The following is a 24,901-nucleotide window of genomic DNA, read 5'->3' as shown; positions in this document are numbered from 1 at the left end:
GCTGAAATCTATGACCTTGGCAAGCATGTGTCAAAGAATGTGAAAGCGGACTCTATTCTGACGGCGTGATGCGCCTTGCCTGACATCCAGTTTGTCGTTTTCAGAAGACGGCTGCACTGAACGTCAGAAGCCGACTGCACTATAGCAGCGGAGGGGTTGGATCCATCAGGCAACGACGGGCTGCTGCCGGCCATCAGCGGACGCAGGGAGGACTTTCCGCAACCGGCCGTTCGATGCGGCACCGATGGCCTTCGCGCAGGGGTAGTGAATCCGCCAGGATTGACTTGCGCTGCCCTACCTCTCACTAGTGAGGGGCGGCAGCGCATCAAGCGGTGAGCGCACTCCGGCACCGCCAACTTTCAGCACATGCGTGTAAATCATCGTCGTAGAGACGTCGGAATGGCCGAGCAGATCCTGCACGGTTCGAATGTCGTAACCGCTGCGGAGCAAGGCCGTCGCGAACGAGTGGCGGAGGGTGTGCGGTGTGGCGGGCTTCGTGATGCCTGCTTGTTCTACGGCACGTTTGAAGGCGCGCTGAAAGGTCTGGTCATACATGTGATGGCGACGCACGACACCGCTCCGTGGATCGGTCGAATGCGTGTGCTGCGCAAAAACCCAGAACCACGGCCAGGAATGCCCGGCGCGCGGATACTTCCGCTCAAGGGCGTCGGGAAGCGCAACGCCGCTGCGGCCCTCGGCCTGGTCCTTCAGCCACCATGCCCGTGCACGCGACAGCTGCTCGCGCAGGCTGGGTGCCAAGCTCTCGGGTAACATCAAGGCCCGATCCTTGGAGCCCTTGCCCTCCCGCACGATGATCGTGCCGTGATCGAAATCCAGATCCTTGACCCGCAGTTGCAAACCCTCACTGATCCGCATGCCCGTTCCATACAGAAGCTGGGCGAACAAACGATGCTCGCCTTCCAGAAAACCGAGGATGCGAACCACTTCATCCGGGGTCAGCACCACCGGCAAGCGCCGCGACGGCCGAGGTCTTCCGATCTCCTGAAGCCAGGGCAGATCCGTGCACAGCACCTTGCCGTAGAAGAACAGCAAGGCCGCCAATGCCTGACGATGCGTGGAGACCGAAACCTTGCGCTCGTTCGCCAGCCAGGACAGAAATGCCTCGACTTCGCTGCTGCCCAAGGTTGCCGGGTGACGCACACCGTGGAAACGGATGAAGGCACGAACCCAGTGGACATAAGCCTGTTCGGTTGGTAAGCTGTAATGCAAGTAGCGTATGCGCTCACGCAACTGGTCCAGAACCTTGACCGAACGCAGCGGTGGTAACGGCGCAGTGGCGGTTTTCATGGCTTGTTATGACTGTTTTTTTGTACAGTCTATGCCTCGGGCATCCAAGCAGCAAGCGCGTTACGCCGTGGGTCGATGTTTGATGTTATGGAGCAGCAACGATGTTACGCAGCAGGGTGACGGTGTTCGGCATTCTGAATCTCACCGAGGACTCCTTCTTCGATGAGAGCCGGCGGCTAGACCCCGCCGGCGCTGTCACCGCGGCGATCGAAATGCTGCGAGTCGGATCAGACGTCGTGGATGTCGGACCGGCCGCCAGCCATCCGGACGCGAGGCCTGTATCGCCGGCCGATGAGATCAGACGTATTGCGCCGCTCTTAGACGCCCTGTCCGATCAGATGCACCGTGTTTCAATCGACAGCTTCCAACCGGAAACCCAGCGCTATGCGCTCAAGCGCGGCGTGGGCTACCTGAACGATATCCAAGGATTTCCTGACCCTGCGCTCTATCCCGATATTGCTGAGGCGGACTGCAGGCTGGTGGTTATGCACTCAGCGCAGCGGGATGGCATCGCCACCCGCACCGGTCACCTTCGACCCGAAGACGCGCTCGACGAGATTGTGCGGTTCTTCGAGGCGCGGGTTTCCGCCTTGCGACGGAGCGGGGTCGCTGCCGACCGGCTCATCCTCGATCCGGGGATGGACCGGCGATTGGTCCATGGCGAAACGGCCGACCTTGCGCCGACCGGCTTCGGGCAACAGGTCCGCGAAGCCATGGACCAGCGCCGCGAGCATCATATCGAACAGCGCGACGCCACGCGCAACAGGGACGGCCGAATCTTCTACCGGCGCAATCTTCTCGCCACCCTGCGCGAGCGGGAAGTTGCGCGCGCCGGTGCGGAGATGGCCGAGGGCAAGGCGCTGCCGTTCCGCGCCGCCAAGGATGGTGAGAGTGTCAGCGGCAAGTTCACCGGGACTGTCCAGCTAACGAGCGGCAAGTTCGCCATCGTGGAAAAGAGCCACGAGTTCACCCTTGTCCCGTGGCGGCCGATCATCGACCGCCAGCTCGGCCGCGAGGTCGCGGGTATCATGCAGGGCGGTTCGGTGTCGTGGCAGTTAGGGCGGCAGCGGGGGTTGGGGCTATAGGAGCCAACGATACCGCATTGCAACGCAACAACTAATTCGATAAGAGCTGCTATTCAATTTCGTAATCGTGGAGCCATCAGCATGGGAAATTCCAAGTCAGCAGACAAGTAAGCCGCAACATCAGAATTGTTGTTGCGGCGCTCTGTAAGACCAATCCCATCTGATTGCTGACGAGCAGACGCTGCCCGGTATCCTTAATCGAGCGGTTGATTCGTCATGACCACCACACGCCCCGCGTGGGCCTATACGCTGCCGGCAGCCTTGCTGCTTATGGCTCCCTTCGACATCCTCGCCTCGCTGGCGATGGATATTTATCTTCCAGTCGTTCCGGCGATGCCGGGCGTCCTGAACACGACTCCATCCATAATCCAACTCACGTTGAGCCTCTACATGGTGATGCTCGGTGTGGGCCAAGTGATCTTTGGGCCACTCTCCGATCGCGTCGGGCGACGGCCGATCCTGCTTGTAGGCGCAACGGCTTTCGTTGCTGCGTCTCTGGGAGCGGCTTGTTCTTCAACTGCATTAGCCTTTGTTGCGTTTCGTCTGGTTCAGGCTGTTGGAGCATCGGCCATGCTGGTGGCCACCTTCGCGACCGTGCGCGACGTATATGCCAATCGTCCCGAAGGTGCCGTCATCTACGGCCTTTTCAGTTCGATGCTGGCGTTCGTGCCTGCGCTCGGCCCTATAGCCGGTGCGCTGATCGGCGAGTTTTGGGGATGGCAGGCGATCTTCATCACACTGGCTGCACTGGCTTCGCTCGCACTCTTAAACGCCAGTTTCAGGTGGCATGAAACCCGACCGTTGGATCAGGCCAGAACGCAACGATCTGTTTTGCCGATCTTCGCGAGTCCGGCCTTTTGGGTTTACACGGTCGGATTTAGTGCCGGCATGGGCACATTCTTCGTTTTCTTCTCGACAGCCCCCCGTGTTCTCATAGGCCAAGCCGGCTATTCCGAGATCGGATTTAGCTTGGCCTTCGCGACTGTCGCGCTGGTCATGGTCACGACAACCCGCTTCGCAAAGTCCTTCGTTGCCAAATGGGGTATCGCGGGATGCGTAGCGCGCGGGATGGCGTTGCTCGTTTCCGGCGCGATCCTGTTGGGGATCGGCCAACTTTTCGGATCGCCGTCATTTTTCAGCTTCATCCTGCCGATGTGGGTTGTCGCGGTCGGCATTGTCTTCACGGTGTCCGTTACCGCCAACGGCGCACTTGCGCAGTTCGACGACATCGCTGGATCAGCGGTTGCGTTCTACTTCTGCATCCAAAGCCTGATAGTCAGTATCGTCGGGACATTGGCGGTGACGCTGTTAAACGGCGATACAGCGTGGCCCGTGATTTGTTACGCCACGGCAATGGCAGTGCTGGTGTCGTTGGGGCTGGCGCTCCTTCGATCCCGTGATGCTGCCACCGAGAAGTCGCCAGTCGTCTAGCCGACGACTGGAAGCAAGCCCGCTCCGATGCGGCGCAATAATCTTCGAAACCTCGTGAATGGCGGTATCCTGTCTGGCAAGATACCGCTCATTTCCCTTGTCCCGTGGCGGCCGGTCATCGACCGCCAGCTCGGCCGTGAGGTCATGGGCATCGTGCAAAGCGGATCGGTGTCGTGGCAGTTGGGGCGGCAAAGGGGCATAAGCCTCTAATCTGTTGTAGATGAACGCAGCCGCTCGAAACCAGCGATGAGGCTGTCGAGTCCGAAGTTGAACGCAGCATCCATGCCGTCTGTTTCCAACTCGTGAAACAGATCGTGCAGGAAGGACGACGGTGCTTGCTCGGACACATCTGGCCTGTCCGGAACTCTCTCATCGGCATCAGATGCCTGCTGCTCGAGAACGGAACCGACCACATAGTGACTGACCGCCCGGAGCGCCCAAACGGCGCGCTTCGGACAAAAGCCCTCCGCGCAGAGAAAGCGTATTTGCGTCTCGGCGGTGCCAAAATTCGGTTCTGTCGGTCGAGTGCCGGCATGGATACGCGCGCCGTCCCGATAAGAGAGCAACGCCGTTCTGAAGCTCAGGGCATTCTCTTTCAGGAACACCCGCCAGTCCTCATTCTCTTCGGGTAGCGAGCGGGTATGGCGTTCCGCCAGCATCGCCTCGGCGAGCGCATCAAGCAGCGCTCGCTTGTTCTGGAAATGCCAGTAAAGCGCAGGCTGCTGAACCTTGAGGCGTTCAGCGAGCTTCCGCGTCGTCAGGCTGTCCATGCCAACCTCGTTCAACAGCTCTAGCGCCGCCGCGATCACGGTGCCCTTGTCCAGTTTGGTCATTCACGTTCCTTCGCCAGTGCTTGACAATTTATCACCGATAAGTTATATGTCCATCTCCTTATCGTTGATAAAGTCGCTCCATTGAGCGGCGCTGGAGTTTCAGGTGCGCAGCTCTGCCATCATTGCCCTGCTGATCGTGGGTCTTGACGCCATGGGTCTCGGCCTCATCATGCCCGTCCTTCCGACGCTTCTGCGTGAGCTTGTGCCAGCAGAGCAGGTCGCTGGACACTATGGTGCCTTGCTGTCGCTCTATGCATTGATGCAGGTCGTCTTCGCGCCCATGCTTGGACAGCTTTCGGATTCTTACGGTCGGCGTCCGGTACTTCTGGCTTCTCTTGCAGGAGCCGCAGTCGATTACACGATTATGGCATCAGCGCCGGTCTTATGGGTGCTCTATATCGGCCGACTCGTGTCCGGCGTCACGGGCGCAACCGGAGCTGTAGCAGCCTCAACCATTGCCGATTCGACGGGGGAAGGTTCTCGCGCACGCTGGTTCGGCTACATGGGGGCCTGTTATGGGGCGGGCATGATTGCCGGGCCAGCACTTGGTGGCATGCTCGGTGGTATCTCTGCTCATGCCCCGTTTATCGCCGCCGCCCTTCTCAACGGGTTCGCGTTCCTGCTTGCCTGCATTTTCCTCAAGGAGACTCATCACAGCCATGGCGGGACCGGAAAGCCGGTTCGCATCAAACCATTCGTTCTGTTACGGCTGGATGATGCATTGCGCGGGCTAGGTGCGCTTTTCGCAGTTTTCTTCATTATTCAACTGATCGGCCAAGTGCCTGCAGCCCTATGGGTCATATATGGCGAGGACCGTTTTCAGTGGAACACCGCGACCGTTGGTTTGTCGCTCGCGGCGTTTGGGGCAACACATGCGATCTTCCAAGCGTTTGTTACCGGCCCGCTTTCAAGCCGGCTTGGAGAGCGGCGCACGCTGCTGTTTGGCATGGCTGCGGATGCGACTGGCTTCGTTCTTCTGGCTTTTGCCACGCAGGGATGGATGGTGTTCCCGATTCTGTTGCTGCTTGCCGCCGGGGGTGTTGGCATGCCGGCCTTGCAGGCAATGCTCTCAAACAATGTCAGCAGTAACAAGCAAGGGGCTTTGCAAGGAACGCTAACGAGCCTCACCAATCTAAGCTCTATCGCAGGACCGCTTGGCTTCACAGCACTCTATTCTGCCACCGCCGGGGCATGGAACGGTTGGGTTTGGATTGTCGGCGCGATCCTCTATTTAATATGTCTGCCAATACTACGCAGACCATTCGCAACTTCATTGTGATTTAGTCATGGCGATTTGGCATGCGTAGACTTAGGAGAAATGACGGATTAAATCTGTTGAGCAATCATCTCCTTTCGGGGCGAGTGCCAATGATGACCTTAGTTCACACTCTCGCTGTCGCCGAATATCTCAACTTCCGTCACGCCGCCAACGCGCTCGGCGTTGCACAGTCCAGCGTCAGCGCCCGCGTGAAGGCACTGGAAGAAGACCTCGGCATCCTCTTGTTCGAGCGTCATGCGCGCGGCGTTCGGCTGACCGAGGCCGGACGCCATTTCGTCGAGCGGATAGCCGTAGGTATTGACCAACTCGACCATGCGGTGAAAACCGCCGGCATGGCGGCAGCCGGAGAAAGCGGCCGGCTTCGTATCGGTATCCATGCCCTGATTCCGCATAGCTTCCTCGCAAAGCTGATCGGCCAATACCGCAAGGATTACCCCGATGTTGAAGTCGAGATCGCCGAAGGCCCGGCCCGTGAAGCGGTGGTGCAGCTTCGCGCCGGCAGGTTGGACGTGGCGTTCGTCGCGGGCACGCCCCAACCACCCGACTGCCATTCCCGTCGCACATGGACCGAACCGCTCTTGGCGGTGCTACCGGAACGGCATCCGCTCGCCAAGCGGTCAGCCGTCACATGGCCCGATTTGGCAGGCGAGACGTTCCTTGCGTATAGGAAGTTCAAACGCCCTTTTCGGGCAGTCTGCTGGGTAGGCGGCGGTCGCGCAAGCCCCGTTTTGGGCACGGATCGGACGTCTGTGAGTGGGATTTCGGCATCGCGGGGCCACGCAGCGGCGTTGTCAGCAGCCATGCTTCGCTGATTCCCGACAGCGGGCCGAGCGCCGCCCTGCGGATCGTGGCCGCATCGGCTCGGATTCCGGTTTCGCCGTCGGCTGTGCAGCCGGCAGATCGTCACGCGGCTTGCACTGGCGGCGCGCGCGCTGCGGGCCTGTAGTGCGCTTCTTCCCGCGCGCCGTGCTTCTCGAAGTGGGCGAGGATGGCGCGGATGGCGGTGGGTTCCTCGATGCTGGCGACGATCCGCACGGTGCCACCGCAGTGGACGCAGGCGGTGACGTCGATGGAAAAGACCCGCTTGAGCCGTTGCGCCCAGCTCATCGCACGGCGCTTCTCCTCGGGGCTGCGCGGCGCGTCGTGGGCGCTGACGTCCACTGGCGCCGCATCGCCCGCAGGCCGCTTGCCGCGCCCCGAGGGCGTCAGCTGCGCACGCAGGTTTGCATTCGGGGCGAATACGCCGTGGAAGCGGGTGAGATGCGCGCGAGGTGGCGGGACCAGCGCCGCCAGCTTGGCGATGAAATCCACCGGATCCCATTCCACATGCGTGGTGCCATTGCGCCACGGGGTCTTGAGCTGGTAACGCACCCTGCCCTGGAGCGCTATCGACAGCCGCTTCTCGCTGATCGCCGGGCGCGTGATGTAGCGGCACAGCTTTTCCAGCTTGTGGCTTTCGTGTGCTTCGGCCGCCACGCCGGCATGCAGTGAGAAGCCGCCGACCTTGCCGGCTTCGCCCTCCAGCGAACCGGCGTCACCGGGCAGCGTTTGCAGCGTGACGACCTTGCAGCCAGCGTCGCGGCCGGTGGCGATGCGGTAGGTGATCGAACTCATCCGCAGCCCATCCATGCTGTCGTCGCCTGCAGCGCTGTCTGCCAGGAAGGCCGATTCGCCCTCCCCTTCGAGCCAGCCTTTGCGCGTCAGGTGCCGACACACCCGGTGCGCGATGGTAGCTGCCAGCTGGGTCAACTGCGCGGTGGTGGGCGCACGGGCGCGGTGCAGGCGCAGTTCGCGCCGCGGCAGCTCGGTGGCTTCCACGTACACGCCGTCGAGCCACAGCATGTGGAAGTGGATGTTCAGGTTCAGCGCGCTGCCGAAACGCTGGATCAGCGTCACCGCGCCGCACTGGGCGCTGGCGCGGTCGATGCCGGCTTGATCGGCCAACCAGCCGGCGATCACGCGCTGCACGATGCCCAGCACCGGGCCAATGGCTTCTGGCTTGCTGGCGAACAGGAAACGCAAGGGGTACGGAAAGCTCAGCACCCATTGCCGCACAGGCCGCGGGCCGAACACCTCCTCGACCAGGTGCCGCGCACTCTCGGCCATGCGTCGCGCGCCGCAACTCGGGCAGAACCCGCGCTTCTTGCAGGAGAAGGCCACCAGCCTCTCTGCACGGCAGTGCTCGCACACCACCCGCAGGAAGCCGTGCTCGAGTACGCCGCAACGCAGGTAGGCATCGAACGCCTCGCGGACATACCCGGGCAGCGAGCGGCCCTCCGCTTCGATCCGTGCAATGAAGTCCGGGTAGTGCGCCTCTACCAACGCGTACAGCAGCGTGCGCTCGGGCGCGTGGCGCGCGTACCGCGAACCGGTGTGGGCGGACGGCAGTGGCGCGCATCCCGCGGCTTGCCGCCGGGATGTGGCGAGGCGCGGCACGCAGCGCTCCGGTGCGGGGACGGCTGCTCAGTGTTGCGCCTGTGTTCGCACGTTCGTATCGGTGCGTTCTGATCTTCGCGTCAGACATTGCCGCGGCGCGGGCACAACAAAAAGCCCGGCATCGCTGCCGGGCTCCGGCCCCGTCCTTGGGGCCTTGATGTCGGGTCGTTGCCGGGATCGGACCGCGCTGGCGCGGTCCGGTTCCCTGACGACCGGGCCAACCGGATCAGAAATCCATGCCGCCCATGCCGCCCATACCGCCAGCACCCGGCATGGCCGGCTCTTCCTTCTTCGGCACTTCGGCCACGACCACTTCGGTCGTGATCGCAAGGCCGGCGACGGAAGCGGCGTGCTGCAGGGCCGAGCGGGTCACCTTGGTCGGGTCCAGGATGCCCATGGCGATCATGTCGCCGAACTCGCCGGTGGCGGCGTTGTAGCCGTAGCTGCCTTCGCCGGCCTTGACGTTGGCCACGATCACGCTCGGTTCTTCACCGGCGTTGGCCACGATGGCGCGCAGCGGGGCTTCCAGCGCACGGCGGGTGATGGCGATGCCCAGGTTCTGGTCTTCGTTGATGCCCTGCCAGGGCAGATCCGTGCACAGCACCTTGCCGTAGAAGAACAGCAAGGCCGCCAATGCCTGACGATGCGTGGAGACCGAAACCTTGCGCTCGTTCGCCAGCCAGGACAGAAATGCCTCGACTTCGCTGCTGCCCAAGGTTGCCGGGTGACGCACACCGTGGAAACGGATGAAGGCACGAACCCAGTGGACATAAGCCTGTTCGGTTGGTAAGCTGTAATGCAAGTAGCGTATGCGCTCACGCAACTGGTCCAGAACCTTGACCGAACGCAGCGGTGGTAACGGCGCAGTGGCGGTTTTCATGGCTTGTTATGACTGTTTTTTTGTACAGTCTATGCCTCGGGCATCCAAGCAGCAAGCGCGTTACGCCGTGGGTCGATGTTTGATGTTATGGAGCAGCAACGATGTTACGCAGCAGGGTGACGGTGTTCGGCATTCTGAATCTCACCGAGGACTCCTTCTTCGATGAGAGCCGGCGGCTAGACCCCGCCGGCGCTGTCACCGCGGCGATCGAAATGCTGCGAGTCGGATCAGACGTCGTGGATGTCGGACCACCGCCAGCCATCCGGACGCGAGGCCTGTATCGCCGGCCGATGAGATCAGACGTATTGCGCCGCTCTTAGACGCCCTGTCCGATCAGATGCACCGTGTTTCAATCGACAGCTTCCAACCGGAAACCCAGCGCTATGCGCTCAAGCGCGGCGTGGGCTACCTGAACGATATCCAAGGATTTCCTGACCCTGCGCTCTATCCCGATATTGCTGAGGCGGACTGCAGGCTGGTGGTTATGCACTCAGCGCAGCGGGATGGCATCGCCACCCGCACCGGTCACCTTCGACCCGAAGACGCGCTCGACGAGATTGTGCGGTTCTTCGAGGCGCGGGTTTCCGCCTTGCGACGGAGCGGGGTCGCTGCCGACCGGCTCATCCTCGATCCGGGGATGGGATTTTTCTTGAGCCCCGCACCGGAAACATCGCTGCACGTGCTGTCGAACCTTCAAAAGCTGAAGTCGGCGTTGGGGCTTCCGCTATTGGTCTCGGTGTCGCGGAAATCCTTCTTGGGCGCCACCGTTGGCCTTCCTGTAAAGGATCTGGGTCCAGCGAGCCTTGCGGCGGAACTTCACGCGATCGGCAATGGCGCTGACTACGTCCGCACCCACGCGCCTGGAGATCTGCGAAGCGCAATCACCTTCTCGGAAACCCTCGCGAAATTTCGCAGTCGCGACGCCAGAGACCGAGGGTTAGATCATGCCTAGCATTCACCTTCCGGCCGCCCGCTAGCGGACCCTGGTCAGGTTCCGCGAAGGTGGGCGCAGACATGCTGGGCTCGTCAGGATCAAACTGCACTATGAGGCGGCGGTTCATACCGCGCCAGGGGAGCGAATGGACAGCGAGGAGCCTCCGAACGTTCGGGTCGCCTGCTCGGGTGATATCGACGAGGTTGTGCGGCTGATGCACGACGCTGCGGCGTGGATGTCCGCCAAGGGAACGCCCGCCTGGGACGTCGCGCGGATCGACCGGACATTCGCGGAGACCTTCGTCCTGAGATCCGAGCTCCTAGTCGCGAGTTGCAGCGACGGCATCGTCGGCTGTTGCACCTTGTCGGCCGAGGATCCCGAGTTCTGGCCCGACGCCCTCAAGGGGGAGGCCGCATATCTGCACAAGCTCGCGGTGCGACGGACACATGCGGGCCGGGGTGTCAGCTCCGCGCTGATCGAGGCTTGCCGCCATGCCGCGCGAACGCAGGGGTGCGCCAAGCTGCGGCTCGACTGCCACCCGAACCTGCGTGGCCTATACGAGCGGCTCGGATTCACCCACGTCGACACTTTCAATCCCGGCTGGGATCCAACCTTCATCGCAGAACGCCTAGAACTCGAAATCTAACGTCCGTTCGGGCATCGAGGTCCATGTCGGGGTGGGACGGGCCCGTGGCTTCAAGATCACTTGCAGTCCGACCGCGATGTCTTGGTTGCGCGAGAGGTTGTCGATATCCTCCACTTCCATCATCAACCCTGGATAATGCCGCCGCCGTCATCGCCGCCGACGCCCGTGCCGGGCTTTTCGGGCCTGTCAGGCTTGCTCGGCCTTCAGCCTGCCTGGGCGAGATCTCCGGCGGACGGATTAACGGCGGAGCTTCGCCGCCTTTCGTGCGTGTGAAGGCCGAAGATAGTTCTCTCAAAAACATCCGTTTATGAGAGATACCAAATGTCATTTTCAGAAGACGACTGCACCAGTTGATTGGGCGTAATGGCTGTTGTGCAGCCAGCTCCTGACAGTTCAATATCAGAAGTGATCTGCACCAATCTCGACTATGCTCAATACTCGTGTGGGCTCTGTTGCAAAAATCGTGAAGCTTGAGCATGCTTGGCGGAGATTGGACGGACGGAACGATGACGGATTTCAAGTGGCGCCATTTCCAGGGTGATGTGATCCTGTGGGCGGTGCGCTGGTATTGTCGCTATCCGATCAGCTATCGCGACCTTGAGGAAATGCTGGCGGAACGCGGCATTTCGGTCGACCATACGACGATCTATCGCTGGGTCCAGTGCTACGCCCCGGAGATGGAGAAGCGGCTGCGCTGGTTCTGGCGGCGTGGCTTTGATCCGAGCTGGCGCCTGGATGAAACCTACGTCAAGGTGCGGGGCAAGTGGACCTACCTGTACCGGGCAGTCGACAAGCGGGGCGACACGATCGATTTCTACCTGTCGCCGACCCGCAGCGCCAAGGCAGCGAAGCGGTTCCTGGGCAAGGCCCTGCGAGGCCTGAAGCACTGGGAAAAGCCTGCCACGCTCAATACCGACAAAGCGCCGAGCTATGGTGCAGCGATCACCGAATTGAAGCGCGAAGGAAAGCTGGACCGGGAGACGGCCCACCGGCAGGTGAAGTATCTCAATAACGTGATCGAGGCCGATCACGGAAAGCTCAAGATACTGATCAAGCCGGTGCGCGGTTTCAAATCGATCCCCACGGCCTATGCCACGATCAAGGGATTCGAAGTCATGCGAGCCCTGCGCAAGGACAGGCTCGCCCCTGGTGCCTGCAGCCCGGCATCAGGGGCGAGGTGCGCCTTGTGGAGAGAGCTTTTGGCATTGGGCCCTCGGCGCTGACGGAGGCCATGGGCATGCTCAACCACCATTTCGCAGCAGCCGCCTGATCGGCGCAGAGCGACAGCCTACCTCTGACTGCCGCCAATCTTTGCAACAGAGCCTCCGTCGCCATGCTCACCTCGCTTTGGTGCACACGAGTATTGAGCATAGTCGAGATTGGTGCAGATCACTTCTGATATTGAACTGTCAGGAGCTGGCTGCACAACAGCCATTACGCCCAATCAACTGGTGCAGTCGTCTTCTGAAAATGACACAGTTAGGGTATAGCTCAGGCTGACATCCAAACAGGACGCCCTAGTCCGGGGGTGACTCGCAGAAATTGCCCTCTTCCTGTAGACTGTTGCGGCCATTGAGTTACTAAAGACACTCGATAAGACCTCATGCTTACCCTGCAAAACATGATCTGGCTGCCTACGCCGCCATAGCGCTTCGCCCCCCCGCATCATCTGTGACTGCTTGCTCTGCCAGCGGTCGCTTTCTGCTGTGCTTTAGGTTTTAACACCCGCCACAGCTCCTCTACATCCGACATTTGACCTCGTATCGACCAGCTGCACTTGGCCTGCGCCATGCTGTGCTGCGCGATCCATTGCCTTGGGAATTCTGATGCTCCACTCGTTAAAACAAACCTGGTTATCCAACATCCGTGGCGACATCCTCGCCGGTCTTGTGGTCGCACTGGCCCTAATCCCTGAAGCCATCGCCTTCTCGATCATTGCTGGCGTTGACCCTAAGGTCGGCCTTTACGCCTCTTTCTGTATCGCTGTGGTGATCGCCTTTGTCGGTGGCCGCCCAGGCATGATTTCGGCCGCAACGGGTGCCATGGCACTGCTGATGGTGACTCTGGTCAAGAACCATGGTCTTGAATATCTGCTGGCCGCCACGCTGCTATGTGGCGTGCTACAAATTGCTGCTGGCTACCTGAAGCTCGGATCGCTGATGCGCTTCGTCTCGCGCTCGGTGGTGACCGGTTTTGTCAATGCACTGGCGATCCTGATTTTCATGGCTCAGCTGCCCGAGCTGACTAATGTCACCTGGCACGTCTACGCCATGACAGCCGCAGGCCTCGGCATCATCTATCTGTTCCCCTATGTCCCCAAGATCGGCAAGCTCATCCCATCGCCGCTGGTGTGCATCATCGTGCTGACCGCCGTCGCCATGTCGGTTGGTCTGGATATCCGCACGGTCGGTGATATGGGTGAACTGCCGGATACGCTACCGATCTTCCTCTGGCCTGATGTGCCGCTGACATTCGAGACGCTGGCCATCATCTTTCCTTATTCGGCAGCACTGGCTGTGGTCGGTCTGTTGGAGTCGATGATGACCGCGACCATTGTCGACGACCTGACCGACACCCCGAGTGACAAGAACCGCGAGTGCAAGGGCCAGGGCGTGGCCAACATTGCTTCGGGTCTGATCGGCGGTATGGCTGGCTGCGCGATGATTGGTCAGTCGATCATTAACGTGAAATCCGGCGGTCGTTCTCGCCTGTCGTCTCTTGCCGCAGGCGTATTTCTGCTGCTGATGGTGGTTTTCCTCGGCGACTGGCTGAAGCAGATCCCAATGGCTGCGCTGGTGGCAGTGATGATCATGGTGTCCATCGGCACCTTCAGTTGGGATTCGCTGCGCAACCTGAAGAAGCATCCGTTGTCGACCAACATTGTCATGGTCGTCACCGTGGTGGTCGTGGTGGCCACCCACAACCTGGCCTTCGGCGTGTTAGCCGGCGTGCTACTGGCTGCGATGTTCTTCGCCAACAAGGTTGGCCATTACATGGCGATCAGTTCTTCGCTGGACGAAGCCGGCGAGCATCGTAGCTATAACGTCACCGGTCAGGTGTTCTTCAGCTCGGCTGACAAGTTCGTCGCAGCCTTCGACTTCAAGGAAGCCCTGAACAAGGTAACCATCGACCTGAATCGTGCACACTTCTGGGATATCACCGCTGTTGCAGCCCTGGACAAGGTAGTCATTAAGTTCCGCCGTGAAGGTACTGAAGTCGAAGTGCTGGGCTTAAACGAGGCCAGCGCCACTATCGTGGATCGCTTTGGTGTTCACGATAAACCTGACGCCATTGATCAACTCATGGGCCACTGAGAAGGAGAACAACAATGACCCACGTAATTGGGGTCGTTTGCGGGAGGGGGCGGAATCCTACGCTAAGGCTTTGGCCAGCGATATTCTCCGGTGAGATTGATGTGTTCCCATCCGAGCGGCGAAACATGGGCCAAGAGATCGGGCGATAGCAGCTTTCCATCGCGTTTCTGGTTTGCAACGACCTCGCCGAGCTTCATGGTGTTCCAGAAGATGATGATGGCGGCGAGCAGATTCATGCCGGCGATGCGGTAATGCTGGCCTTCGGCGGAACGGTCGCGGATTTCACCGCGGCGGTGGAAGCTGATTGCCCGCTTCAGCGCATGATGAGCTTCGCCTTTGTTGAGCCCGATCTGGGCACGCCGTTGGAGTTCGGCATCCAGAATCCAGTCGATCATGAACAGGGTGCGCTCGACGCGACCGACTTCCCGCAGGGCTGTCGCGAGCTCGTTCTGCCGCGGATAGGAGGCGAGTTTCCGCAGAATCTGGCTTGGCGCGACGGTCCCGGCAGCAATGGTGGCGGCGATGCGCAGGATGTCGGGCCAATTGCGCTCGATCATGGCTTGGTTGACCTTTCCGCCGATCAACGCTCGCAGGTGCGCCGGGGCGGCCGACGGATTGAACGCGTAGAGCCGTTTGGATGGCAGGTCGCGGATGCGCGGAGCGAACCGGTAGCCGAGAATGGCACATGCGGCAAAGACGTGATCGGTGAAGCCGCCCGTGTCGGTGAACTGCTCGCGGATATGGCGTCCAGCATCGTTCATCAGCAGGCCATCGAGGATGTAAGCCGCTTCGCTTGCCGTTGCAGGAATCACCTGGGTTGCGAACGGCGCATATTGGTCGGAGACGTGGCTATAGGCTTTCAGGCCCGGGGTATTGCCATATTTCGCGTTGACCAGGTTCATGGCCTCACCTTGCTCTGTAGCGACGAAGAACTGTCCGTCGCTCGAAGCCGACGTGCCCATGCCCCAGAACCGGGCCATGGGTAACGCTGCCTGTGCCTCGACCACCATGGCCAGCGCCCGGTCATAGGCTTCGCCCTCGACATGCCACCGTCCAATGCGGATCAATTCCCAGAAGGTGTGGGTGTTTGTCGCATCCGCCATTTTGCGCAAGCCGAGGTTGATCCCTTCCGCCAAGATAACGTTCATTAGCCCGATCCGGTCAGCGCAGGGTGCTCCTGTGCGCAGATGGGTGAACGCTTCGGTGAAGCCGGTCGCCGCATCCACCTCCAGCAGGAGATCGGTGATGCGCGTGGGCGGGATCTGCTTGTAGAGATCGAGCACCAGATCTTCGGCGCCTGTCGGCGCGGCGGCTTCGAGTTTCTCGATATGCAGAACGCCGTTCTCAATCGACCCGCCCGGGATCGTGCCTGCGCGAGCGGCACGGCCAAGCTCGCGCAACCGCATGTCGAGGCGAGCTTGCCGGTCTGCCAGCCATTCCTCCGGCCGCAATGGCACAGCGAGACGACCGCCTTCCGCGATGGCTTGTGCCGGAACGAGTGCGTGTTTCAGATCGCCATAGCGCCGGGACCTAGTAAGCCAGACATCTCCGGAGCGGAACGCATCGCGCAGATGGAACAGCACCGCGATCTCCCATAGGCGAGCGTCGCCAGCCCTCTGGGCCCGAAGGTGGCGATGCCATTTCGAGCTGGGCCGCAAGAAGCTGGTCATCGCGGCATCGTTCAAACCGGTACGAAGGGCCGTCACCGCTTCCAGAAGCGGCAGTGCAACGGGCGCAGCTCGCAGATCGAGCAGGCGCAACATGCGTGGAGCGTATCGGCGGAAGCGGTGATAACCGTCGAGCACATGATTGAGCGGATCGTCGGCCATGGTGGCGGTCAGCCTGGTTGCCATTGCAACAAGGGTTTTTAAGCCGTCCCACCCTGACCCACTCGCGATTGTTGTGGTCAAATTTAAATGGACACTTTGATCGGGTGTTTTCCCCCCGACAAGGAACATGAAGAGATGACCGACAAGACAACCGACACAACCAAGAATCGCCGAACCTTTGATCCAGCGTTCAAGTTACAGGTGGCGCGCATGGTGCGCGAGCAAGGCGTCAGCGTCAGCCAAGTCTGCCGCGAAATGAAGCTGACCGAAAGTGTGGTCCGACGCTGGGTACACCAACTGGATGACGAGTCAGCCGGCAGGCCGGGGATTGGTAAACCGTTAACGGCTGAGCAGCAACGTATTCGAGAACTGGAAGCCGAAGTCAGGCGACTAAAATCAGACAATGAATTATTAAAAAAAGCTTCGGCCTTCTTCGCACGGGAAATAAAGTGATCCACGATGTTGTCACTGAGTTAGCGAAGCAGGCCCCGATCAAGCAGGTCTGTCAGGCGTTGGACATCAGTCGCTCTGGTTACTACGCAGCGCGTCGCAGAGTCAATACACCCAAACCTATTTGCCAGGACAGCGTGCATGCTCAGGCGGTTTTTCTTGCCAGTGGTCGCACCTATGGCAGTCGTCGTTTGAGTGCAGCCCTGCGTGCCCAGGGCCATGATGTTGGACGTCATCGCTGTCGTACCTTGATGAAAGCCTGTGGACTCAAGGCCTGTTGGCGTCGCAAGTTCGCTCATACCACCGATAGCAAACACCATTTGCCGGTGGCAGAGAACGTGCTCAACCGTCAGTTTGAGCCTGAAGCACCCAATACGGCCTGGGTGTGCGATGTGACGTACATTCGGACCGACAGCGGTTGGCTATATCTGGCCGCTGTGCTGGATCTGTATTCACGTCGCATCGTGGGTTGGTCCATGGCACCGACCATGCCTGCACAGCTGGTGTGCGATGCGTTGAGCATGGCTATTTCGGTTCGCCAACCGGCACCGGGTTTATTGGTTCATTCGGACCGGGGCAGTCAATATGCCAGTGCTGAACACCGGCAATTACTTGAAAACCATGGTCTGGTACTCAGCATGAGCCGCAAGGGTAATTGCTGGGACAATGCCGTGATGGAGCGGTTCTTTCTGAATTTGAAAATGGAGCGTGTCTGGCAGACTCGGTATGCCAACCATACAGAAGCCAAACAAGACATCACCGACTACATCGTTAACTTTTATAACAGTACCCGATTGCATTCAAAACTTGGCTACCGATCACCCGCACAGTACGAAACGCTGGCCAGCCCTGCCGCCCAGTTGCCCGCCTGTGCATAACCCTACCATCTGATCGGCGTGTCCAAAAAAACTTGACCACAACAGCTGGTTGAGATACATTTCCAGAGGTCAATGCAATCGTGGCCGAAGCGCCGCCTCAAACCAACGTTTGTGATACATGCTGATCGGATATGCCCGCGTCTCCAAAGCCGATGGCTCGCAGTCTCTCGACCTGCAGCACGACGCCTTGCGCGCCGCAGGTGTCGAACGGGACAATATCTATGATGATCTTGCTTCCGGCGGTCGTGATGATCGCCCTGGCTTGACTGCCTGCCTCAAGTCATTGCGTGACGGCGATGTGCTGGTGGTCTGGAAGCTCGATCGCCTCGGACGATCGCTTGCCCATCTGGTCAACACGGTGAAGGAGCTGTCAGACCGCAAGATCGGCCTGCGGGTTCTGACTGGAAAGGGCGCTCAGATCGACACCACGACTGCGTCCGGTCGCATGGTGTTCGGAATCTTCGCCACCTTGGCCGAGTTCGAGCGGGATCTGATCCGAGAGCGCACCATGGCGGGTCTCGCCTCCGCGAGAGCGCGCGGTCGCAAGGGCGGACGAAAATTCGCGCTCACCAAAGCTCAGGTGCGTCTCGCGCAAGCCGCCATGGCCCAGCGCGATACTTCAGTTTCCGATCTCTGCAAGGAACTCGGCATCGAGCGCGTCACTCTCTACCGATATGTCGGTCCCAAAGGCGAGCTCAGAGACCATGGAAAGCATGTTCTCGGACTTACGTAGCAACTCGTTTCTTTTCGCAGGTTGAGCCACCTCCGCGCTTCATCAGAAAACTGAAGGAACCTCCATTGAATCGAACTAATATTTTTTTTGGTGAATCGCATTCTGACTGGTTGCCTGTCAGAGGCGGAGAATCTGGTGATTTTGTTTTTCGACGTGGTGACGGGCATGCCTTCGCGAAAATCGCACCTGCTTCCCGCCGCGGTGAGCTCGCTGGAGAGCGTGACCGCCTCATTTGGCTCAAAGGTCGAGGTGTGGCTTGCCCCGAGGTGATCAACTGGCAGGAGGAACAGGAGGGTGCATGCTTGGTGATAACGGCAATTCCGGGAGTACCGGCGGCTGATCTGTCTGGAGCGGATTTGCTCAAAGCGTGGCCGTCAATGGGGCAGCAACTTGGCGCTGTTCACAGCCTATTGGTTGATCAATGTCCGTTTGAGCGCAGGCTGTCGCGAATGTTCGGACGCGCCGTTGATGTGGTGTCCCGCAATGCCGTCAATCCCGACTTCTTACCGGACGAGGACAAGAGTACGCCGCAGCTCGATCTTTTGGCTCGTGTCGAACGAGAGCTACCGGTGCGGCTCGACCAAGAGCGCACCGATATGGTTGTTTGCCATGGTGATCCCTGCATGCCGAACTTCATGGTGGACCCTAAAACTCTTCAATGCACGGGTCTGATCGACCTTGGGCGGCTCGGAACAGCAGATCGCTATGCCGATTTGGCACTCATGATTGCTAACGCCGAAGAGAACTGGGCAGCGCCAGATGAAGCAGAGCGCGCCTTCGCTGTCCTATTCAATGTATTGGGGATCGAAGCCCCCGACCGCGAACGCCTTGCCTTCTATCTGCGATTGGACCCTCTGACTTGGGGTTGATGTTCATGCCGCCTGTTTTTCCTGCTCATTGGCACGTTTCGCAACCTGTTCTCATTGCGGACACCTTTTCCAGCCTCGTTTGGAAAGTTTCATTGCCAGACGGGACTCCTGCAATCGTCAAGGGATTGAAACCTATAGAAGACATTGCTGATGAACTGCGCGGGGCCGACTATCTGGTATGGCGCAATGGGAGGGGAGCAGTCCGGTTGCTCGGTCGTGAGAACAATCTGATGTTGCTCGAATATGCCGGGGAGCGAATGCTCTCTCACATCGTTGCCGAGCACGGCGACTACCAGGCGACCGAAATTGCAGCGGAACTAATGGCGAAGCTGTATGCCGCATCTGAGGAACCCCTGCCTTCTGCCCTTCTCCCGATCCGGGATCGCTTTGCAGCTTTGTTTCAGCGGGCGCGCGATGATCAAAACGCAGGTTGTCAAACTGACTACGTCCACGCGGCGATTATAGCCGATCAAATGATGAGCAATGCCTCGGAACTGCGTGGGCTACATGGCGATCTGCATCATGAAAACATCATGTTCTCCAGTCGCGGCTGGCTGGTGATAGATCCCGTCGGTCTGGTCGGTGAAGTGGGCTTTGGCGCCGCCAATATGTTCTACGATCCGGCTGACAGAGACGACCTTTGTCTCGATCCTAGACGCATTGCACAGATGGCGGACGCATTCTCTCGTGCGCTGGACGTCGATCCGCGTCGCCTGCTCGACCAGGCGTACGCTTATGGGTGCCTTTCCGCAGCTTGGAACGCGGATGGAGAAGAGGAGCAACGCGATCTAGCTATCGCGGCCGCGATCAAGCAGGTGCGACAGACGTCATACTAGATATCAAGCGACTTCTCCTATCCCCTGGGAACACATCAATCTTACCGGAGAATATCGTTGGCCAAAGCCTTAGCGTAGGATTTCGCCCTCTCCCGCAAACGACCCCTTTATTGTAGGTGGGCCAGTTGGTGATTTTGAACTTTTGCTTTGCCACGGAACGGTCTGCGTTGTCGGGAAGATGCGTGATCTGATCCTTCAACTCAGCAAAAGTTCGATTTATTCAACAAATCCACGTTGTGTCTCAAAATCTCTGATGTTACATTGCACAAGATAAAAATATATCATCATGAACAATAAAACTGTCTGCTTACATAAACAGTAATACAAGGGGTGTTATGAGCCATATTCAACGGGAAACGTCTTGCTCGAGGCCGCGATTAAATTCCAACCTGGATGCTGATTTATATGGGTATAAATGGGCTCGCGATAATGTCGGGCAATCAGGTGCGACAATCTATCGATTGTATGGGAAGCCCGATGCGCCAGAGTTGTTTCTGAAACATGGCAAAGGTAGCGTTGCCAATGATGTTACAGATGAGATGGTCAGACTAAACTGGCTGACGGCATTTATGCCTCTTCCGACCATCAAGCATTTTATCCGTACTCCTGATGATGCATGGTTACTCACCACTGCGCTCCCCGGGAAAACAGCATTCCAGGTATTAGAAGAATATCCTGATTCAGGTGAAAATATTGTTGATGCGCTGGCAGCGTTCCTGCGCCGGTTGCATTCGATTCCTGTTAGTAATTGTCCTTTTAACAGCGATCGCGTATTTCGTCTCGCTCAGGCGCAATCACGAATGAATAACGGTTTGGTTGATGCGAGTGATTTTGATGACGAGCGTAATGGCTGGCCTGTTGAACAAGTCTGGAAAGAAATGCATAAGCTTTTGCCATTCTCACCGGATTCAGTCGTCACTCATGGTGATTTCTCACTTGATAACCTTATTTTTGACGAGGGGAAATTAATAGGTTGTATTGATGTTGGACGAGTCGGAATCGCAGACCGATACCAGGATCTTGCCATCCTATGGAACTGCCTCGGTGAATTTTCTCCTTCATTACAGAAACGGCTTTTTCAAAAATATGGTATTGATAATCCTGATATGAATAAATTGCAGTTTCATTTGATGCTCGATGAGTTTTTCTGATAGTTAGTCTTTGTAGAGACACAAACCTGAAATTCCGGACACCGCGCTTCAGGACATCTCCCTGGACGCCGATATCTGGCAGTATCCGGACGGTACTATCGAACGCCGGGCCAACGGTACTCCCCTGCCCTTTATGACTGACGACCGGCTATTTCACCCACGCACTTCTCCATGAAATTTAGCATCGTCGCGGTTAATGTCGAAAATTTGCCACCTGACGTGGTTGGCATCGAGGGTGAAAACTGCCGTGGCGAGGGTGTTCTCCTCATCCGGATCGTCGGCAGCCAGCCGGTAAATTGGCAGTTCTGCGTCATGGGTATCTGAGAGAATGGTTTTTGCCGCCGCGGCGTCAAACGGAGGTTGCGTTTCCCGCCACTGCACGAGGCGTAACTGCCGCGACGCTGAACTGTCGGTAACGATCTGCTCAACGCCAGCCAGTGCCGCATGCACCAGATGGTTGGCATGCCCGGTTACCGTCGTCAGGGGTAGAACGGAACAGCCTTGACCGGTGGCCTCAACGCTGAACAGCCGCGCATCGCCCAGCTGCCCGAGCGTATGGTGAAACGCCCCGGATCGCGGCTGGCCGGTAAGTATAGTGATGGCCTCGTCGAGGGTGTTCGCATTCAGCGAGGCGCGAGCCAGGATCTGACGCGGTAATCCCTGCGGACGATACACTGCACGGATGTTATTCACCGTGTTAACGATACCTTTTTCATTTACCGCAAAGGTGTGGCCGCAAATCGACCCCGGATAGGCAAAACTCGTAAAGCTCAGACCGCGACTCGGAGTAATGGTAGCCAGCAAGCATTCATCCCGTAACTGAGGAAAACCGTCTTCATTATGCGCGATAATCCGCTCGCCTGCGGCGTTTACCCCGGCCACCGTCGTACAGCCATCCGACGTTGAGCGCACCAGATCGCCACGGCAGTTCCAGGCAAAGACCTGATCAACAGTGGCCTCCAGTCCCTGCGCCAGCCCCTCCAGCTCCTGCCAGATGTGCGGATAATGCCGCTGCACCTCGGCGCGCATTAACCGGGTCTCAGGGGATGCCTGCAGGGTCATCACGGGGTCGTTTGCGGGAGGGGGCGGAATCCTACGCTAAGGCTTTGGCCAGCGATATTCTCCGGTGAGATTGATGTGTTCCCATCCGAGCGGCGAAACATGGGCCAAGAGATCGGGCGATAGCAGCTTTCCATCGCGTTTCTGGTTTGCAACGACCTCGCCGAGCTTCATGGTGTTCCAGAAGATGATGATGGCGGCGAGCAGATTCATGCCGGCGATGCGGTAATGCTGGCCTTCGGCGGAACGGTCGCGGATTTCACCGCGGCGGTGGAAGCTGATTGCCCGCTTCAGCGCATGATGAGCTTCGCCTTTGTTGAGCCCGATCTGGGCACGCCGTTGGAGTTCGGCATCCAGAATCCAGTCGATCATGAACAGGGTGCGCTCGACGCGACCGACTTCCCGCAGGGCTGTCGCGAGCTCGTTCTGCCGCGGATAGGAGGCGAGTTTCCGCAGAATCTGGCTTGGCGCGACGGTCCCGGCAGCAATGGTGGCGGCGATGCGCAGGATGTCGGGCCAATTGCGCTCGATCATGGCTTGGTTGACCTTTCCGCCGATCAACGCTCGCAGGTGCGCCGGGGCGTAGACGGATTGAACGCGTAGAGCCGTTTGGATGGCAGGTCGCGGATGCGCGGAGCGAACCGGTAGCCGAGAATGGCACATGCGGCAAAGACGTGATCGGTGAAGCCGCCCGTGTCGGTGAACTGCTCGCGGATATGGCGTCCAGCATCGTTCATCAGCAGGCCATCGAGGATGTAAGGCGCTTCGCTTGCCGTTGCAGGAATCACCTGGGTTGCGAACGGCGCATATTGGTCGGAGACGTGGCTATAGGCTTTCAGGCCCGGGGTATTGCCATATTTCGCGTTGACCAGGTTCATGGCCTCACCTTGCTCTGTAGCGACGAAGAACTGTCCGTCGCTCGAAGCCGACGTGCCCATGCCCCAGAACCGGGCCATGGGTAACGCTGCCTGTGCCTCGACCACCATGGCCAGCGCCCGGTCATAGGCTTCGCCCTCGACATGCCACCGTCCAATGCGGATCAATTCCCAGAAGGTGTGGGTGTTTGTCGCATCCGCCATTTTGCGCAAGCCGAGGTTGATCCCTTCCGCCAAGATAACGTTCATTAGCCCGATCCGGTCAGCGCAGGGTGCTCCTGTGCGCAGATGGGTGAACGCTTCGGTGAAGCCGGTCGCCGCATCCACCTCCAGCAGGAGATCGGTGATGCGCGTGGGCGGGATCTGCTTGTAGAGATCGAGCACCAGATCTTCGGCGCCTGTCGGCGCGGCGGCTTCGAGTTTCTCGATATGCAGAACGCCGTTTTCAATCGACCCGCCCGGGATCGTGCCTGCGCGAGCGGCACGGCCAAGCTCGCGCAACCGCATGTCGAGGCGAGCTTGCCGGTCTGCCAGCCATTCCTCCGGCCGCAATGGCACAGCGAGACGACCGCCTTCCGCGATGGATTGTGCCGGAACGAGTGCGTGTTTCAGATCGCCATAGCGCCGGGACCTAGTAAGCCAGACATCTCCGGAGCGGAACGCATCGCGCAGATGGAACAGCACCGCGATCTCCCATAGGCGAGCGTCGCCAGCCCTCTGGGCCCGAAGGTGGCGATGCCATTTCGAGCTGGGCCGCAAGAAGCTGGTCATCGCGGCATCGTTCAAACCGGTACGAAGGACCGTCACCGCTTCCAGAAGCGGCAGTGCAACGGGCGCAGCTCGCAGATCGAGCAGGCGCAACATGCGTGGAGTGAATCGGCGGAAGCGGTGATAACCGTCGAGCACATGATTGAGCGGATCGTCGGCCATGGTGGCGGTCAGCCTGATTGCCATTGCAACAAGGGTTTTTAAGCCGTCCCACCCTGACCCACTCGCGATGACATCGCCCAGCGGCTGGCCATCATCCTGTGCATCGACCAGGGCGCCCCCGATCTCGGCGAAGGATTTCAGGGTGTCACGCACCACCCCCGCTTCGTCTGCGACCTTTGCATGGCAAATACGCTCCGAAGCACGGTAGAGACGGCCGACGATCCGGTCGTGGGTTTCGACCACTGCGTCGGCCAACATCGCCTGCCATTCCGAGACGCAAACAGCCAAGATCGCAAGCCGCCTGTCCTCCGGGAGATCGCGCATGCCGTCGGCATAATACCGTTCACCCTGCCTGCGCAGACGAGTCACCCGATGGGCAGGAACGCCGGCAAGCAGATCCTCGGGGAGATCGACGCGTTGCAGATATTCGAGCCGGTCGAGCAGCCGGTTGGCCGACGAAGAGTTCGAGCCAGGCTCGAACTGGCGCAGCCACACAAAACGGGTCACCCGATCATCAGCCGTCTCCTCGAGCAATGCCAGCAACTGTTCTCGGATCGGCATAGGCAGCCGACTGGCGATCCTCGTCTCGATGCGTCGCTCGGCATCGACGAGAGCCGCGGCACAAAGCCGCTCGATCGTGGATGTCGCGGGAAGGACAGTGCGGGTGCGTCGGCACTCGGCTACGAAGCGACGGGCGATATCCTCGTTCGACACCGCCATCTCGGCTTCTCGGAACAACCATTCCTTCAGCTCCCTCGCACCACGTCCGGAGAAGGTGCGGAAGCCGTAGAGCCCCCGTAACTCGGCAAGATGCTCGTGCCGTGTTTCCTCGCGGGCAGCATAGTCTACGAGATCGTCGGCACCCAGGCCAAGCTGCGCTCCGATAAATTCGATGACCTCTGCAGGGATCAGTTCGCCTGGAGCCAGCACCCGGCCGGGATAGCGCAGGACACACAATTGCAGGGCGAAGCCGAACCTGTTGTGAGCGCGCCGACGCAGCCTGATATGCCCAAGGTCTTCATCACTCAGCGTATAGTGCTTGAGCAAATCCGTCTGTGAAGTCGGCAAGCGCAACAGCGCGTCTTTCTGCCGATCGGTTAGAGTGACGCGACGCGGCATACATGTTCCTTTTTCAAAATCTGATA

At 59.3% G+C, this 24,901-nt stretch carries 15 protein-coding genes and 8 pseudogenes; 14 read left to right on the top strand and 9 right to left on the bottom strand.

Features of this window, described 5'->3' with window-relative positions; genetic code table 11:
- Window positions 1-294: 294 nt before the first annotated feature.
- The gene (gene intI1 / locus OZ428_RS02085; RefSeq protein ID WP_000845039.1) at window positions 295-1,308 is read right to left on the bottom strand and encodes a class 1 integron integrase IntI1; all 1,014 of its coding nucleotides are present in this window, start codon (window positions 1,306-1,308) and stop codon (window positions 295-297) included.
- A 101-nt stretch (window positions 1,309-1,409) separates the two neighbouring features.
- Between intI1 (OZ428_RS02085) and folP the strand changes: the two genes are divergently transcribed.
- The 3 genes and pseudogenes from folP to OZ428_RS02070 all read left to right on the top strand — a co-directional run.
- Window positions 1,410-2,393, top strand: coding sequence for a dihydropteroate synthase (gene folP, locus OZ428_RS02080; RefSeq protein ID WP_023835631.1), 984 nt, complete (start codon window positions 1,410-1,412; stop codon window positions 2,391-2,393).
- Between the two features lie 216 nt (window positions 2,394-2,609).
- The gene (locus OZ428_RS02075; protein ID WP_000214125.1) at window positions 2,610-3,824 is read left to right on the top strand and encodes a chloramphenicol/florfenicol efflux MFS transporter FloR2; all 1,215 of its coding nucleotides are present in this window, start codon (window positions 2,610-2,612) and stop codon (window positions 3,822-3,824) included.
- Window positions 3,825-3,917: 93 nt separating this feature from the next.
- Window positions 3,918-4,034: pseudogene (locus OZ428_RS02070) on the top strand (DUF3363 domain-containing protein); the annotation flags it as partial.
- Here OZ428_RS02070 and tetR(G) read toward each other — a convergent pair.
- The gene (tetR(G), locus tag OZ428_RS02065; RefSeq protein WP_000163574.1) at window positions 4,031-4,657 is read right to left on the bottom strand and encodes a tetracycline resistance transcriptional repressor TetR(G); all 627 of its coding nucleotides are present in this window, start codon (window positions 4,655-4,657) and stop codon (window positions 4,031-4,033) included. The pseudogene OZ428_RS02070 and the gene tetR(G) overlap by 4 nt on opposite strands.
- A 103-nt stretch (window positions 4,658-4,760) precedes the next feature.
- On the opposite strand from tetR(G), the gene tet(G) reads away from it, so the two are divergent.
- A complete protein-coding gene (gene tet(G) / locus OZ428_RS02060) occupies window positions 4,761-5,936 on the top strand; it encodes a tetracycline efflux MFS transporter Tet(G) (RefSeq protein ID WP_001257840.1) in 1,176 nt (391 codons plus the stop codon).
- 20 nt (window positions 5,937-5,956) lie between these two features.
- Window positions 5,957-6,748: a LysR family transcriptional regulator gene (locus tag OZ428_RS02055; protein ID WP_001253717.1), complete on the top strand. Its 792-nt coding sequence runs from the start codon at window positions 5,957-5,959 to the stop codon at window positions 6,746-6,748.
- A 91-nt stretch (window positions 6,749-6,839) separates the two neighbouring features.
- Here OZ428_RS02055 and OZ428_RS02050 read toward each other — a convergent pair whose 3' ends face one another.
- The 3 genes and pseudogenes from OZ428_RS02050 to intI1 (OZ428_RS02040) all read right to left on the bottom strand — a co-directional run.
- Entirely contained in the window at window positions 6,840-8,324 is a 1,485-nt protein-coding gene (locus OZ428_RS02050; protein WP_022742855.1) for an IS91-like element ISCR3 family transposase, read from the bottom strand.
- Between the two features lie 274 nt (window positions 8,325-8,598).
- Window positions 8,599-8,952, bottom strand: a pseudogene (locus tag OZ428_RS02045) (TCP-1/cpn60 chaperonin family protein); the annotation flags it as partial.
- Window positions 8,953-9,252 (bottom strand): annotated as a pseudogene (gene intI1, locus OZ428_RS02040) (class 1 integron integrase IntI1); the annotation flags it as partial. It lies immediately after the preceding pseudogene.
- Window positions 9,253-9,353: 101 nt separating this feature from the next.
- Between intI1 (OZ428_RS02040) and sul1 the strand changes: the two are divergent.
- The 4 genes and pseudogenes from sul1 to OZ428_RS02010 all read left to right on the top strand — a co-directional run bounded on the left by sul1 (window position 9,354) and on the right by OZ428_RS02010 (window position 14,146).
- Window positions 9,354-10,204 (top strand): annotated as a pseudogene (gene sul1, locus OZ428_RS02035) (sulfonamide-resistant dihydropteroate synthase Sul1).
- Between the two features lie 127 nt (window positions 10,205-10,331).
- Window positions 10,332-10,832 carry a GNAT family N-acetyltransferase gene (locus OZ428_RS02030; RefSeq protein ID WP_000376623.1) on the top strand — a complete coding sequence of 167 codons (501 nt, stop codon included), beginning with the start codon at window positions 10,332-10,334 and terminating at the stop codon, window positions 10,830-10,832.
- Between the two features lie 506 nt (window positions 10,833-11,338).
- A pseudogene (locus OZ428_RS02020) lies at window positions 11,339-12,102 on the top strand (IS6-like element IS6100 family transposase).
- A 556-nt stretch (window positions 12,103-12,658) separates the two neighbouring features.
- Window positions 12,659-14,146: a SulP family inorganic anion transporter gene (locus tag OZ428_RS02010; RefSeq protein WP_003090759.1), complete on the top strand. Its 1,488-nt coding sequence runs from the start codon at window positions 12,659-12,661 to the stop codon at window positions 14,144-14,146.
- A 62-nt stretch (window positions 14,147-14,208) separates the two neighbouring features.
- Here OZ428_RS02010 and OZ428_RS02005 read toward each other — a convergent pair.
- A pseudogene (locus OZ428_RS02005) lies at window positions 14,209-16,059 on the bottom strand (Tn3 family transposase); the annotation flags it as partial.
- A 51-nt stretch (window positions 16,060-16,110) separates the two neighbouring features.
- Between OZ428_RS02005 and OZ428_RS02000 the strand changes: the two are divergent.
- The 4 genes from OZ428_RS02000 (at window position 16,111) to OZ428_RS01985 (ending at window position 19,741) form a co-directional block, all read left to right on the top strand.
- Window positions 16,111-17,303, top strand: a protein-coding gene (locus OZ428_RS02000; RefSeq protein ID WP_085955245.1) for an IS3-like element ISKpn18 family transposase whose coding sequence is annotated in 2 segments (ribosomal slippage) — window positions 16,111-16,387 and window positions 16,387-17,303 — 1,194 coding nt in all. Because the reading frame shifts where the segments join, the coding sequence is not laid out codon by codon here.
- Window positions 17,304-17,421: 118 nt separating this feature from the next.
- On the top strand, window positions 17,422-18,036 hold the full coding sequence (locus OZ428_RS01995) for a recombinase family protein (protein WP_000904906.1): 615 nt from the start codon (window positions 17,422-17,424) through the stop codon (window positions 18,034-18,036).
- A 65-nt stretch (window positions 18,037-18,101) separates the two neighbouring features.
- Window positions 18,102-18,905: an aminoglycoside O-phosphotransferase APH(3'')-Ib gene (gene aph(3'')-Ib / locus OZ428_RS01990; protein ID WP_010794532.1), complete on the top strand. Its 804-nt coding sequence runs from the start codon at window positions 18,102-18,104 to the stop codon at window positions 18,903-18,905.
- Window positions 18,905-19,741: an aminoglycoside O-phosphotransferase APH(6)-Id gene (locus tag OZ428_RS01985; protein ID WP_000480968.1), complete on the top strand. Its 837-nt coding sequence runs from the start codon at window positions 18,905-18,907 to the stop codon at window positions 19,739-19,741. The genes aph(3'')-Ib and OZ428_RS01985 overlap by 1 nt, the downstream gene beginning before the upstream one ends.
- Before the next feature lie 97 nt (window positions 19,742-19,838).
- On the opposite strand, the pseudogene OZ428_RS01980 reads toward OZ428_RS01985, so the two are convergent.
- Window positions 19,839-19,940: pseudogene (locus tag OZ428_RS01980) on the bottom strand (IS5/IS1182 family transposase); the annotation flags it as partial.
- A gap of 136 nt (window positions 19,941-20,076) precedes the next feature.
- On the opposite strand from OZ428_RS01980, the gene aph(3')-Ia reads away from it, so the two are divergent.
- Entirely contained in the window at window positions 20,077-20,892 is an 816-nt protein-coding gene (aph(3')-Ia, locus tag OZ428_RS01975; protein WP_000018321.1) for an aminoglycoside O-phosphotransferase APH(3')-Ia, read from the top strand.
- A 153-nt stretch (window positions 20,893-21,045) separates the two neighbouring features.
- On the opposite strand, the gene OZ428_RS01970 is transcribed toward aph(3')-Ia, so the two are convergent.
- Both OZ428_RS01970 and OZ428_RS01965 read right to left on the bottom strand, forming a co-directional pair.
- Complete coding sequence (locus tag OZ428_RS01970) at window positions 21,046-21,954, bottom strand: C45 family autoproteolytic acyltransferase/hydolase (protein WP_000174819.1); 909 nt, start codon at window positions 21,952-21,954, stop codon at window positions 21,046-21,048.
- A gap of 36 nt (window positions 21,955-21,990) precedes the next feature.
- Window positions 21,991-24,803: pseudogene (locus OZ428_RS01965) on the bottom strand (Tn3 family transposase).
- Window positions 24,804-24,901 lie beyond the last annotated feature (98 nt).

Source organism: Pseudomonas sp. GXZC (assembly GCF_026967615.1).
GTDB lineage: Bacteria > Pseudomonadota > Gammaproteobacteria > Pseudomonadales > Pseudomonadaceae > Aquipseudomonas > Aquipseudomonas azotoformans_A.
The sequence above is the reverse complement of the archived record's forward strand: the minus strand, read 5'-3'. Positions and strand labels throughout refer to the sequence as shown.